Annotated in this window: 11 protein-coding genes; 1 reads left to right on the top strand and 10 read right to left on the bottom strand. The window is 57.5% G+C overall.

Going from position 1 to position 13,800, the window contains the following annotated elements:
- Positions 1-18: 18 nt before the first annotated feature.
- The 10 genes from ASD46_RS22535 to ASD46_RS22490 all read right to left on the bottom strand — a co-directional run bounded on the left by ASD46_RS22535 (position 19) and on the right by ASD46_RS22490 (position 11,365).
- Positions 19-927 carry a LysR family transcriptional regulator gene (locus ASD46_RS22535; RefSeq protein ID WP_003517687.1) on the bottom strand — a complete coding sequence of 303 codons (909 nt, stop codon included), beginning with the start codon at positions 925-927 and terminating at the stop codon, positions 19-21.
- A 418-nt stretch (positions 928-1,345) separates the two neighbouring features.
- Positions 1,346-1,687 (bottom strand): cupin domain-containing protein, encoded by a 342-nt coding sequence (locus tag ASD46_RS22530; RefSeq protein WP_212509374.1) that lies wholly within the window; start codon positions 1,685-1,687, stop codon positions 1,346-1,348.
- Positions 1,688-1,746: 59 nt separating this feature from the next.
- Positions 1,747-3,072, bottom strand: coding sequence for an NAD(P)/FAD-dependent oxidoreductase (locus tag ASD46_RS22525; protein WP_060642712.1), 1,326 nt, complete (start codon positions 3,070-3,072; stop codon positions 1,747-1,749).
- Between the two features lie 12 nt (positions 3,073-3,084).
- Positions 3,085-3,975 carry an ABC transporter permease gene (locus ASD46_RS22520; RefSeq protein ID WP_003517690.1) on the bottom strand — a complete coding sequence of 297 codons (891 nt, stop codon included), beginning with the start codon at positions 3,973-3,975 and terminating at the stop codon, positions 3,085-3,087.
- Between the two features lie 42 nt (positions 3,976-4,017).
- Positions 4,018-4,968 (bottom strand): ABC transporter permease, encoded by a 951-nt coding sequence (locus ASD46_RS22515; RefSeq protein WP_013761327.1) that lies wholly within the window; start codon positions 4,966-4,968, stop codon positions 4,018-4,020.
- Between the two features lie 125 nt (positions 4,969-5,093).
- Positions 5,094-6,755 carry a peptide ABC transporter substrate-binding protein gene (locus tag ASD46_RS22510; RefSeq protein WP_060642711.1) on the bottom strand — a complete coding sequence of 554 codons (1,662 nt, stop codon included), beginning with the start codon at positions 6,753-6,755 and terminating at the stop codon, positions 5,094-5,096.
- 140 nt (positions 6,756-6,895) lie between these two features.
- Positions 6,896-8,227, bottom strand: coding sequence for an NAD(P)/FAD-dependent oxidoreductase (locus ASD46_RS22505; protein WP_060642710.1), 1,332 nt, complete (start codon positions 8,225-8,227; stop codon positions 6,896-6,898).
- 1 nt (position 8,228) lies between these two features.
- Positions 8,229-8,939 (bottom strand): SDR family NAD(P)-dependent oxidoreductase, encoded by a 711-nt coding sequence (locus ASD46_RS22500; RefSeq protein ID WP_060642798.1) that lies wholly within the window; start codon positions 8,937-8,939, stop codon positions 8,229-8,231.
- On the bottom strand, positions 8,939-9,424 hold the full coding sequence (locus ASD46_RS22495) for a MarR family winged helix-turn-helix transcriptional regulator (protein ID WP_026330963.1): 486 nt from the start codon (positions 9,422-9,424) through the stop codon (positions 8,939-8,941). Before ASD46_RS22495 ends, ASD46_RS22500 begins: the two co-directional genes overlap by 1 nt.
- A gap of 294 nt (positions 9,425-9,718) precedes the next feature.
- Entirely contained in the window at positions 9,719-11,365 is a 1,647-nt protein-coding gene (locus ASD46_RS22490; RefSeq protein ID WP_060642709.1) for an ABC transporter ATP-binding protein, read from the bottom strand.
- 332 nt (positions 11,366-11,697) lie between these two features.
- Between ASD46_RS22490 and ASD46_RS22485 the strand changes: the two genes are divergently transcribed.
- Positions 11,698-13,725: a hypothetical protein gene (locus ASD46_RS22485; RefSeq protein WP_060642708.1), complete on the top strand. Its 2,028-nt coding sequence runs from the start codon at positions 11,698-11,700 to the stop codon at positions 13,723-13,725.
- Positions 13,726-13,800: the final 75 nt, after the last annotated feature.

Below are 13,800 nucleotides of genomic sequence, written 5' to 3'. Positions count from 1 at the left end.
TGCGCTGCAGCGCAAAATTTAGGCGGCAGCCGTCATCCATTGCGTGGTGGTTTCACTGACGATTTCCGTCGCCATATCGGCAATGGCCCGGGCAATCGCGTTGTCGCCACGCTCCTGATAAACGGTGTGAAATGTGAGGGGCGGTACTGACGGACTAATGTCGAGAATACGCGCCTCACCGGATTTGATGATGCCGTCCACCAGCACACGCGGCAAAGCGCCCACCCCAACGGCCGCGGCCACAAGGCGGGTCATGATCGACAGCGAATTGGAATTATAGATGCGGCTGTCGGACAACCCGTGAGAATCGAGCAACGCGCGCAACGCCTGATGTGGCTGCGAGCCTGTCGAGAAGGTAAGTAACGGAAAATGCGCGATATCTTCGAGTGTGACGCCCGTTTCCGGCAGCGGCAATTCAACCGCGCCAACCCAACAGGACTCGAACGTACAGAGCGGTGAATTGTAGATATTTGCAGCCATGATCGGCCCCATGATGAAACCGACATCCACCTCACCGTTTTGAATGCGCTGGGATAGTTTCAGGCTGGTGTCGATGGTCAGATCCAGGCTGACGCCGGGGTAACGTTCGTTCATGCGGCGAATGAGCAGCGGCAACCAGGCATAGACGATCGTGTCGGCAGCACCGATGCGCACGGTGCCTCTCAGCGCCTCCCGGCTACTCACGATCTGTCGGAACTCACCGGTCAGATTGACGATCTTTTCGGCATGCTGCAGCGCCAGACGACCAGCAGGTGTCAAGTTGACGCAGCGCACATCGCGCGTGAAAAGCACAACGCCAAGCTCCCTTTCGAGGGCGGCAATTCGGTTGGACACCGACGCCTGGGTGGTATTCAACCGTTCCGCGGCCGCCGAAAAGCTGTTCAGTCGTGCAGCCCAGAGGAAAGTTTCGAGAAATCGCGTATTCATGAGGTAAAATCTTCCCGCATGGCTCCGCGAGCCGGCACTAACGTCGCTGGCTCGTCTTGCCCTTGGCCCTTTGTGGTTCGAGTGCAAGTATGTCCGATGCACGCCCCCATAAGCAAGGGATCAACGCCCTGGCCCTGGCACCGCTTTTTCGCACCGGCTGGCGCTGGGAAAAGGGATGACGGTCACAAGGATGTTTCAAATGAGTGGCCTGTTTTGCACCAGCTGCTTCCCAAACCATTGAACGCAAACAGGGCTCTGCGTCTCCTCGGAGCCCTGTTTCTTTAAATCTTTGATTGTCGGACCATCAGCGTCGCACCGGATCGCTGTGACGAACGACAGATCGGCGAGACCTAAATCTTCGTGCCCCGCATACAGGACACAGCCTGCCTTAAGTCTGCAGACACCCCTCCCCCAAACCTCACGGCTTCGGGATGACAGTTGCGAGCTTGCGGAACGGCGACAGGATTTCGAGGCGGCTTGGCACGCCCTTGGCGATGCTAATAATCGATCCGGGACCGATCTTCACCGGGTCGGCTTCGGCCTGCGAATACATTGCCTCACCCTCAACGACGACAAAAGTTTCCTCGAGGTCACGACCCGGATAGTTGTAGATGCCGGGCTCGGCCTTCCAGACTGCGACGATCGTGCCATTTTCGATCTGGTCCTGCCATATCTGGCGACGATACGAACCGCCTTCACGGCCTTCGGCGGGCATGGCCGGAACAAGATCCACGTCATCGGAAATGTTGAAAATCGGCATGGTCACGGGAATTCTCCTTGCTTTGTCAATGTTGGCACGGACCTTGGGGCCGCGCCCGTTCAGGCATGGGGTGGCAGTTCCGCCCCAGCTAGTTTCGTGGATATGTTGTCGCGCAGCCGGTAGTAACGCAGCGCCATTGCGGGTGCGAAACCCATAAAGAAGGGAGCTGCCTTCAGTGGTTCCAGCTTCAGGGCAAGCTCGTTCTCCGGCTTGCCAAGCGCCCATTCCGAAAGAATGGAACCGAGCATCGAGCCGGTCGGCACACCACGGCCCGAAAGACCGGTCAAAGCCACAACGCCCGGCGCGAGACCATAAAACCGCGGTACGGTGCGATATTGCATATCGAGTTCGCCGAACCAGAAATACTCCCAGCGGATCTCTTCCCGGAGCTTTGGATGCAGCCATTTGAGCCGTTCGCTCATGACCTGTCTCGTATAGGCCATGTCGCGGCCGCGGCGTCCCATGGGAAACATCGATGCGACGATCCGGCCTTCGGCATTGTATTTGTAGACGTAGATATCGCCGCGACCATCATGAATGGTCGTGTTCTGCGGCAGGACTGTCTGGCGGGTCTCTTCGGACAAAATTTGCGTGGCGGCAACGAACACGCGTTGAATCTTGAACGTCCGATCCAGCTTGGGCCAGCCGCCAACCGTATAGGCGCCAGTGGTAAAGATCACTTTCGACGCGACCACTTCTCCGCGATCGGTCTTGACCTTCCAGCCTCCGGTTATGTCGCGTTCGCAACCCATCACCGCCGAGCCGGTAAATATCTTTCCGCGCTCCTGGATGACAGCACGGCCGAGACCGCGGGCGTAACCGAGCGGATTGAGGTGACCTGCCTCTTCGTGCAGCCAGCCGCCGTCGAAACGCGGACTGCCGGTGACCGCTTCCACCTCGTCACGGTCGAGCAGCCGGGTTTTCGCGCCCACCGCATTATAGGTCTCGACCTTGCGCCTGATCTCATCCATGGCGCCCTTATGCGGTGCGCCCATCACATAGCCGTTCTGTACCCATTCGCAGTCGATCTGATAGTCGCGGATCATGCTCGAGACGCGGTCATTCGCCCGCGTCTGCCGTTCGATCAGCCGTTCCGCCCAGGGCTCACCCAGCATCCTGCGCAGCTCTGGCAGGCTATAATGGGTAAAGGTCGGGGTGCAATGTCCGGCATTGCGGCCCGAACCGCCGAAGCCGATTTCCTGCCGCTCCAGAAGCACGACATTGATGCCGGTTTTCGCCAGCTCCAATGCGGTCGTCAGACCGGTATAACCCGCGCCGACGATGCAGACATCGGCCTGCACGCGACCCGAAAGAGGCTCCGTATGCGGTGCTGAAGCCGCGGTCGCATACCACAGCGTCACGTCAAAGGGTGAGAACGAAACCATCTACCGAAACCTTCAGTTCAGGTCGCTGCGCGCATCGAGCGCATCACGAAGCCCATCACCGATGAAATTGAAGCTGGTGACGGCAAGCGTGATGGCGACGCCCGGCACGATGGCGAGCCAAGGCGCCTTGTCGAGATATTGCTGGGCTCCGTTCAACATATTGCCCCAGCTCGGCAGCGGCGGCTGAATGCCATAACCGAGAAAGCTGATATAGGCTTCCAGAAGGATGGCACGCGCGACCGTCAGGGTCGCGGCAACGATGATGGGGCCGACAGCATTCGGCAGCAGTTCCCGGAACATGATCCAACCATTGGGCAGGCCCAGCATACGGGCTGCCATGACGAAGTCGCGTTCGCGCAGAGACCGTACTTCCGCTTCAACCAGACGGGCAATTTCCATCCAGCTCGTGACGGCAATGATAACCGTGATCATGAACGGGCTCGGTTTGACGAAAGCAGCCAGAGCGAGAAGCAGGAAAATACTCGGGAAAGACAGAAAGGCATCGACGAAACGCATCAGTATAGCGCCGATGCGCCCGCCATAATAACCGGCAACGACACCGATGATGGTGCCGATCAGTGTCGACAGCACCATGGCGAAAAACCCGACCAGCAGTGAAATGCGGCCGGCATTGAAAAGGCGCGCGGCTATGTCGCGTCCGAGCGGATCGGTGCCGAAAATATGGTAACCGGTCATCGGCGGGGCAAAACGGGCGCGTAGATCGATGAACAATTCATCGTAAGGCAAGAGATAGGGCCCGACCACGCAGGCGAAAATCATGACGGTGATCATGATGAGGCCGAGCACAGCAAGCTTGTGGCGGGCGAAACGGCGCAGCGTGCGGTTCTGCCACCAGTGAAACCGCGGTGCGGCCTGCGAGGGATGGAGGGTTGCAGCGGACATGGTCTTTCCTTCGATTGAGTGCGGCGTTTCGTCGATCCGGCTCTATCCGAGCCGGATGCGGGGATCGACGAGAGCAACCATGAGGTCAGCGAGCAGACTTCCGATGAGCACGAGAATTGCGGAAAACATCAGGAGCCCCATCACGACAGGGTAGTCGTGATAACCAAGGCTATCGAGGAACAGGCGGCCCATGCCGGGCCAGGTAAAGACCGTCTCCGTTACGAGGGCGCCGCCGAGAATCGTCGGGAGCTGCAGACCGGCAAGGGTAATCATTGGCAGAAGTGCATTGCCGACGACGTGTTTCATCAGAACCCGGCGCGGGGTCAGCCCCTTGGCGCGGGCGGTGCGGACAAAATCCTGATTGATGACGTCAAGCGTCGCAGTCCGCATGTAGCGGCTCCAGACGGCGATGTTGACGAGGGCAAGTACCAGGCTCGGCATGATCAGGTGAATTGCATAGTCATAAAAAGACTGATCGCCGATCGTATACATGTTGCCCGCCGGCAGCCATTTTAGCCTGAGCGCGAAAACATAGATGGCCACCAGCCCGAACCAGAAGGTGGGAATTGAAAGCGCGACCATGGCCCCGACCGTGGCGGTGTAATCGAACAGCGTGTAACGTTTGGTCGCCCCCTTGATACCGATCCAGGTGCCGACAAGGATGGATACGACGGTTGATGAGACCATCAACAGCAGGGTCGCAAACAAATGGCCGGAGATGATATCGAGAACCGGACGTTGGTCGCGATAGGATTTCCCCCAATCGCCTTGCAGCAGGCGCCAGGCCCATTCGAGATATTGTACCGGCAAGGGTCGATCGAGACCCATCTGGTGGGCGATGCGATCAAGCGCCTCCCGCGTCATGCCGGGCGTCAGGGCAAATTGCGACAATGGCCCGCCAGGCGCGAGGTTGAGGATGGCAAAACCGATGATCGAGACAAGCAGCAGAAGTACGAGGCTCTGCCATATCCGATGGAGAAGAAAGGTCAGCATGATGAGACTCCAGGTCGCATCGTGGAACTGGCTAGCACCATCCACGAATAGCCGTCAGAGTGCCGGCTGCTTCAAAGCCGGCACTTCACATGGATCGGGGCATAAAGCCCTGTCTGCGGCAGGCTTTACGCCAGACGCCAGGTCGCAACGTTCCAGGTATCGATACGGTTATTGACGTTTGGCTTCACGTTTTCGACGCCCTGCTTGTGACCACGCACTGTTGCGTACTGGAACAGTGGCAACAGCGGCAGTTCCTTGCGCATGATCTCCTGAATCTTCAGGTAGACGGCCTTGCGTTCCTCCGGCACGAAGAGACTGCCGCCCTTGGCCAGAAGATCATCGACGTCCTTGTTGACGAACTGCCAGGTATTCTGGCCCGAGCCGCCTTTTGCAGCACTCGACGTCGAGCGGAAGAAGTCGGAGGTATCGGGATCCGGGCCGGTCAGGAAGTCGAGCCCGACTATAACCGAATCGAACTTCGACAGCATCCAGTAGTCACCCCACATGACAGCTGGCGGCAGGTTCGAAATGGTCATCTCCACGCCGATATCCTTGAAGGATTGCTGCATGTATTGCTGAACCTGTTCGCGGATGTGATTGCCCGCTGTCGTGGAGCAGGTAAAGGCGAGCTTCACGCCATCCTTGGCGCGAATGCCATCCGCCCCGGGCGCCCAGCCCGCATCGTCGAGCAGCTTTTTAGCTTTCTCGATGGAATATTCATGCTTGGGAAGATCTGGATTGTAATAGAAAGACTGCTGCGGAACGTAGCTTTCGGTGGGTGTGGGCAAACCGTAATAAAGTGCCTCGATGATCGATTGTTTGTCGATCGCCGCATAAAGCGCCTCTCTTACCGCCGGCTCCTTGAACTGTGGACGTTCCATGTTGAACGAGAGGGATTCAATCGTCGAGCCCGGCACGACGTTGACCACCTTGCCGGCGAGATCCTTGGCCTCGTCATAATGGTCGGGTGTGATCCATTGCAGGCCCACCACGTCTATGTCGCCGGTCTTGAACTGGGTGTACATCACATTCAGGTCGGGTACGTATTTGTAGACCAGACGCTCTATATGCGGGCCATCACCAAAATACTCGGTATTGGCGTCGAGCAGAATGTAGTCACCCGCAACCCGCTCCTTCCATTTGAATGCGCCCGTTCCGACCGGCGCGTTGTTATAGGCGGCGGTATTGCGGTCAGCTTCCGCACCTAGGAGGTGCTTCGGCGTAATAAATGTGGAAGCAAGGATCGAGGGATAGGGCGCGAATGGCTTTTCCATCTTCCAGGTAATTTCCGTCGGCGAAACCACGGTCAAATCCCTTACGAATTCGTGCCCGGTCTTGCGCCATGAACGGAAGTTGGGATCGACCAGGAGTTCAAGCGTGAACTTCACGTCTTCAGCGGTGAACGGCTTGCCGTCGTGCCATTTGACGTCGTCACGCAGCTTGACCTTCCAGTTGAGACCATCGGCGGAAATGCCGCCGTTTTCGACCGTCGGCACTTCGTCGGCGAGAGCTGCCACGAAGGCACCTTTCTCGTCGACATAAAACAGCGGGTCGAAGATGCTGAAATGGATGCCTTCGTCTACTTCAATATGCGGCATATGTGGATTGAACACGGTAGGCTCCTGCGAGAAGCCGACCGTGAGCTGGCCTTTGGCGGCCTTGTCCTGCGCCATGGCGCGGGAAAAACCCGGAAGACCGGAAAGGACGACGCCGGATGCGCCGAGCGCCAAAAGGCAGAGTGCCTGGCGGCGGGTGGTATTGATAAGCGGCTTGTTCTGGTCGGACATTTTTTAGTTCCCCTTGATCCGATGGTTGAACACGACGATTATTTTTGCTTCCGCCTCTTTGGGCGGTACTACTCCCATCAGCAGTTGCCTGCCTCATGCGTCAAAAGGATCGGCGGCACCTGACCGCCGGGCTTCTCATTTCAAAAGCCGCTGACCAGTTCGATCTTCGAACCGTCGCTGAAGCGGCTGAAACGGAAATCGCGACGATCGACAATCGGATTGCGGCCTGTGACGATATCAGCCATGAGTTTTCCAGCCGCCGGGCCGATGCCGAAGCCATGGCCGGAAAAGCCGGTTGCAACATGAAAGCCCGGAATGGCGTCGATATTGTCGATGACCGGAATAGCGTCGGGCGTCACATCGATCATGCCCGCCCAGCGCTGCGAAATTTCGGCCTTTTCGAAAACGGGGAAGGCCTTCTTCAGCTTGGCAAAGGCGCCGTCCGTCATGTCCATGGCCGGAACGGGATCGAGCACGCGGTTATATTCGAAGGGTGAAGCCTCATCAAGCGCCCAGCGGCGCGGAATGCGCCATTCATCGTAAAAGCGGCCAGTCAGGCGCAGGTCGAGCGAGCGCCACTCATGCCGCAGAGCCGGCAGGAATTTCAGTGCATAACGGAAAGATGCGGGCACGATGTCGACGATGTTCTGGAAGCCGTTAGCGATCGTATATCCGCCGTCGAGACGCTTGCGGATCGCAAAACCGTTCGACCAGATTGCCTCTTCCGGGCCGCCTTCCAGCGGCTTTGTGCGCAGCACGGAATTCATGACCTTGAGCTGCGGCAGATCGAGACCGTTGTTGCCGAGAAACAGGCTGGACCACGCGCCACCCGCCATGACCGCCGCCTTGCAGGCAATTTCACCGCGCTCTGTCACGACACCCGACACCTTGCCGCCGGAAAGCTGCAGACCACGCACGGCGCATTCGGTCAGGATGAAGGCGCCGCGGTCGCGGGCAGCTTCGGCGATGGCCGGGGCGGCGCGCTGCGGCTCGGCCCGGCAATCCCCGGCAGTATAGAGCGCACCGGCGACATCCATGTTGGAATGAGGATATTTCGCCTTGAATTCCGCTCTACTCAGCATGCGGCTTTCGATCTGGTAGCCTTCCAGATTGCGGTTCCAGCGTTCGTGCTCGGAAAATTCCTTTTCGTTTGCGCATGTAAAGACGATGCCGGAACGCTTGAAACCAGTCTCCCGCCCTGTACGACGATTGAGATCCGCCCAGATGCGCAGCGATTCTGCCATCAAGGGCACCTCGCGTGGATCGCGGCGGGAAATGCGCACCCAACCCCAGTTGCGGCTCGACTGCTCGTGGCCGATACCGCCCTTTTCGCAAAGCGCAACACGCAGCCCCTGATCGACGAGTTCAAGCGCGGTGGAGGTGCCGATAATGCCGCCGCCAATGACGACGACATCGACTTCTTTCGGCAATTCCGCATCGCCATGGACGGGAACGACATAAGGACCGGGCATGTCAGAAAAACTCCTCAAGCTGGCAATTGATGGCGAATTCGGCGACGGAAGCCTCATTCGGTAAGGACAGCAGCATGGCAATGATGCGGGCAAGATCGGCGGGCTGGGTCATTTGATCCGCCGGCCGTTCGGATAAGGCGGTCGCCATATCGGTCGCAACGAAACCGGGGCATACGGCTGTCGCGCGCACGCCGCTTTCGAAGCCCGCCTGTCGGATGGCATGCGCAAGCGCGACCGCCGCGAATTTGGAGAGAGAATAGCTACCGGCAGATGCGGACTTCACCCGCTTGCCGGAGAGGGAAGCGAGGATGATGACCCGGCCACGACCGCTCTCGCTCAACGCCTCCCAGGCGGCTTTAACCAGCCTTCTCGGTGCCTTGACGTTGACCGCAAGCATGGCGTCGATGTCTTCGTCATCTGCTTCGATCACTGTCTTCGGTATCATGATGCCGGCATTGGCCACGACAGCGTCGATACGACCGAAATGCTGATACGCTTCATCGGCCCAGCGCTTCTCCGCACTCGCATCATTTGCGTCATAATGGGCAAGATGGACCTGTCCCTCGTGACCCACAGCCCATTGCGGCAGCGACGGGCTGCGCATACCAAGCGATACCGACCAGCCTTCGCCAAGAAGAGTAGCAGCGATATGGTAGCCTATACCCCGACTTGCACCGGATATGAGAGCAACGCGTTTTGTCGTTCGTTCCATCATGCAAGCCCCACAATATGGCGGTAGGCGCGACGCAAAATGTCGATAACCTGCTTCTGCTCGTCTTCCGGGATGAAGCTGAAGAAATCGCGCGATTGCTGCGGAACGATCTCCCGGATTTTCGTTGCAAGCGCCGCTCCGGCTTCGGTGATGTAAAGCTCCTGGGCGCGGCTGTCCTCCTGCGACACTTCCCGGCGTATCAGATCGTGCGACACCATCTGGTCGATGATCCTGCCCATTGCAGACCGGTCCCGCATCGTCAGATGAGCTATCACTGAAGGACGGATACCCGGGTAGTCATCGACGAGCAGCAGGGTCGTGATCTTTCCAGTTCCCTTCGCCACATCCAGCCCGTCCAGCCGGGCATCGAGATCGCGCGATACGGCAAGGTTGATCGTGCGGATGTAAAAGCTCAGCGTGTCTTCAAGCACGTCGAGATTGATATCAGTTGGCGATGTCGGCGGGTTTTCAGTTGGTTTGGACATGGAGTTTCCGTTCGAATGGTCAAAGATCGACATTGGCGCACACGCTTTCCCGGCGTGCCGCAGTGCAGGTTTTCGGCCATGTCGTATGTCAGTTTCGTGACTGAATGAAAGGATAATTAGTAGACAAACGCAACTACTTTTTATTCCTGAAATCATATTTTTATTATTTAAATCATATATTTAAAAGGAAAACCTCTCGCGCCGCCGGATCCACGATAATCCGGCGGTGCAATCGGTCTTTGATGTCGCGCGATGCAAAGTCTGACGAGATGTCCGGCTCGTCAGACTTCGATGTTATGTGCCGACGGCAGTTGCCGCAGGTTCCCAATCCGCACCGGGGATCGCAGCAACGAGTTTGCGGGTGTAGGGATTGGCCGGCGACCGGAAGATTTTTGTCGGCGGCCCCTGTTCGACAACCGTTCCCTTGTGCATGACAAGCACATCGTCGCAAATCTGGCTCGCGACTCTCAAGTCATGGGTGATGAAGATCATCGCCACCTTCATTTCAGCCTGCACCCGCGCCAGAAGCTCCAGAACCTGCGCCTGTATGGAAACGTCGAGAGCAGACACGGCTTCGTCGGCCACAAGGACGACCGGATCAAACATCAGTGCACGGGCAATGCCGATGCGCTGGCGTTGGCCGCCGGAGAATTCGTGCGGGTAACGGTCATAGGCCTGTTCATCCAGCCCCACGAGCTTCAGAATTCCGAGAGCCTTTATTCTCGCCTCATGCACAGCCATTCCGTGGGCAACGGGGCCGACCGTCAAGATCCTGCCGATCGTATGGCGGGGATTAAGCGACGCGAAAGGATCCTGAAAAATCATCTGGATATAGGGTCGCAACGATCGAAACGTCGTTTCGTCCATCGCTGCTATGTCACGGCCATCGAAGCATATTGAACCGCCATCCGCCTCCAGCAATTTCAGCAGGACACGCCCGAGCGAGGACTTGCCCGACCCGCTTTCGCCAACGATACCAAGGGTCTGGCCCTTGTGAAGCTTGAAGCTGACACCATTGACCGCCTTGACGATACGGGCCTTGCGGAAAAACGAGCCGGAGCTGCGATATTCCTTCTCAAGATTTTCGACCTTGAGAACGACGGGGGCTTCTTCGCTGACTGAACGCTCAGTGCTCCGCATCCGCGGAACCGCAGCGACAAGTCGCTGGGTATAGGGGTGAACGGGATTGACCAGAACCTGGTCCGCCCTTCCCTGCTCCACAAGATATCCCTTCTCCATCACCACGACGCGATCGGCAATTTCGGCAACGACGCCGAAATCGTGGGTGATGAACATGACGCTCATGTTCTTGCGCTTCTGTATCTTGCGGATGAGCTCAAGGATCTGCGCCTGGGTGGTAACGTCGAGAGCGGTTGTTGGCTCATCGGCAATCAGGACATCCGGATCGAGTGCCAGTGCCATGGCGATCATGACCCGCTGGCGTTGTCCGCCAGACAGACGGAATGGATATTGCAGCCGCATCAGAGGCGGGTCGGGAAGGCCGACTTCTTCAAGTAGATCCAGAACCTTGGTCTTGCGGGTTTCAGGCGTTCCATAGCCATGCGCTTCAAGCACTTCGGCGATCTGATCCCCGATTGTCATCAACGGATTGAGCGCGGAGAGCGGATCCTGGAAAATGATTGAGACCGCCTGACCACGCAGCGGCCGGATTTTATCTTCCCTGGCCGCAAGTATGTCCATTCCCTTGAAATGGATTTCGCCGGAGCTGACTTTTATCACGGGCGACAACAGCCCCATGATCGTGCTGGCAGTGACGGATTTGCCGGACCCGGATTCACCGATAATGCACAGGATTTCACCTGCGTGGAGGTCGAAAGAGATATTCTTGACCGCGTGGGTGCGCTCCATTCCCGGCGGAAGATCCACCGTGAGATTGCGAACGGACAGCACCACGTCGGCTGACGTGGTTGGATGCGACATAAGTTCCCCTTGTTTTTTTGTAACTTTGTTCGCTTTGGCCGACGCTTCATACGTCGGAAACAATATGGTGGACTATGTCTACTATATTGTCCAGTGAGTGGCGGTAGCCGAGACGGTCGATACCGGCACCACCTTGGCGCTGCCCAGCATTCTTGACCTTTATGATCTGCAAAATGCCAGGCGGTCCCGCTTGACGTTTGGTCAGGAGCGGACCCGGCGTTTTGCGTTTTGGGACAAGTTCTCCAACTGTCCCGCTAGCGCCCACTTGCGGAGCAACTTTCGCGTGCTTAAAAGGCGTGCAGTTTCAAATCGCGTCGGAGAGGACCAATTTCGTGGAACAGGTAAATACCCAAACCGGTAAGGGCCGGACCAAAGCTTTATGGGCGGCGGTTGCGATTATTGCTGTTGCTGCTGCAGGCGTCATCGGGGGTAAGGCCTTCTACGAAGCAAAGGTCAGCGAACTCGTTGCTCGCACTGGCGCAACTGCCCGTTCCGTTGAGGTTGATTTCCTCGGGCAGATTCATATTCGCGAACTGGCCTTGCCGCTTGCCGATGGCAAGAACATCCGGATTGCCGCTATCGATGGACGTCCAAAATTTCCTTTCCTGGATGGCGCACTGGAGCTGAACGACATCAATGTTGATGTGCCAACCGGCAAGATCTCGATGGCGCATGCGCGTGTCGAGAATGCCGCGTTCACGAAACCGGATGCGGCTGAAGTATCCGGAGACGGAAATGCCAACTCTCTGCCTAAGCGCATAGAGCGCTTTGCAGCAGAGCGTATTTCCACGCCTGAGATGACATTCACGCAGTCCATCGCCACCACCGAGCAGAAGACTGTTTATAAGAACGTAGCCTTCTCGGACATCGCCAAAGGCCGGGTCGCCCGATATTCCATCGACAACGCCAGCTACGACATCCAGATGGATCTACCGGACAGCACTGGCGCGATGAAAAAGAAGCACTTGGTCGTATCGACCGGCGCCGTAGCCGGACAGGACTTCGATGCCGCTTACCTCGCAAGGCTCTATACGGAAAAAGCGGGTCCCGAAGATAAGGACGCAAAGCTTCTCTATGGCCCGCTCTCCGTCAGCAAAATCTCGTTCTCGGACGGAGACGGTCATTTCACCTACGATGAAATACGCAGCGACGGCTTCAGCGCCCGCATGCCGGCCGAGCCGCTTCTGGAAACGATGAACGCGCTTTCGGCGACCAAAAATACCGACGAGCTTTCACCTCAGGAACGCCAGGCAATTTTCGCCAAGGCCCTGTCCATTCTCGATATGATTGGCAAGAGCAACATGCAGTTGCTCGGGTTCAAGGCCGACGCGCCTGATGAAAGCGAAGGGGCTGCCGGCAAAAGGGTCAAGGTCGGCATTGATCGTATCGATATGCAGATGGACAGCCGTAAGCTCGACTTCGGCCTGAATGGCATGTCGATCGGAAATGGCGTCGACACGATCGAAGTCGCCGAGGCAAGCCTCAAGGGCTTTGACTGGAGTTCCACAATCGAGAGTCTCTCTAAAATCGTCGGGCTTGACGACAAGCAGATCGAGACTTTCCCGTTTAATCACCTGATACCGGAACTGGGCACCGTCCGCGTCGGAGGCATCAATGTTGATGTCGCCGCCCCGGAACAGACAGACGACGAGACTGGTGAAAAGACGGAGGGCGTGCCTGAGCGCATCAAGTTCACGCTCAGGAATTTCGAGATGGGTCTGACAAAGCCATTCAACGGCATACCCACAGATATCGTGATCAGGCAGGATGACCTTTCTCTTCCGATCCCGGAAGATTCGACCGAGGAAGTTTTTGTTGAAGCCCGCAAACTGGGTTTCGAGGCACTCGCCCTGTCTTATGCCCTTGCCGCCGGCTGGGATGAACCGAACAAGAACCTGGTGATCCGGGAAATCTCCATGCGCGGCAAGGATATTGGCAGCGTCAATTTTTCCGGTCTGGCGAGCGGGTTCACGGAGGAGTTCTTCTCCTTCGACACCCATCGTACTCAGGCCGCCCTCCTGGGGCTCGCGGGTCGCGAGGTAAAGCTGACGATCAAGGACGAAGGTATGATGGCCAAGGCTATCAAGCTGTATGCTCTGCAAAACGACATGACCGAGGATCAAGTGCGCGGTGTTCTGACACTCGTGGCAAGCGCGGGGTTGCAGCAGATCGCAGCTGAACAGCCCAAACTCAAGAGTGCGGTGGACGCGTTACTTCGCTTCATCAACAACCCAGGTACTCTTACGGTTACCGCCCGCTCCACTGGACCAAATGGCCTTGGTCTTTTTGATCTGGTTGCAGCGTCTGAAAACCCGATGCTTCTTCTCGACAAGGTCGATATCCAGGCGACGGCCGAGTAAGTCGTCCGATCGCACCTCCAAACGGTTCAAGCTCCGGTTCTCGGAGCTTGAACACACCGGGCGCGGAGCTTCTAG

It is taken from the genome of Rhizobium sp. Root491, assembly GCF_001427205.1.
Taxonomy (GTDB): Bacteria; Pseudomonadota; Alphaproteobacteria; order Rhizobiales; family Rhizobiaceae; genus Agrobacterium; species Agrobacterium tumefaciens.
The sequence above is the reverse complement of the archived record's forward strand: the minus strand, read 5'-3'. Positions and strand labels throughout refer to the sequence as shown.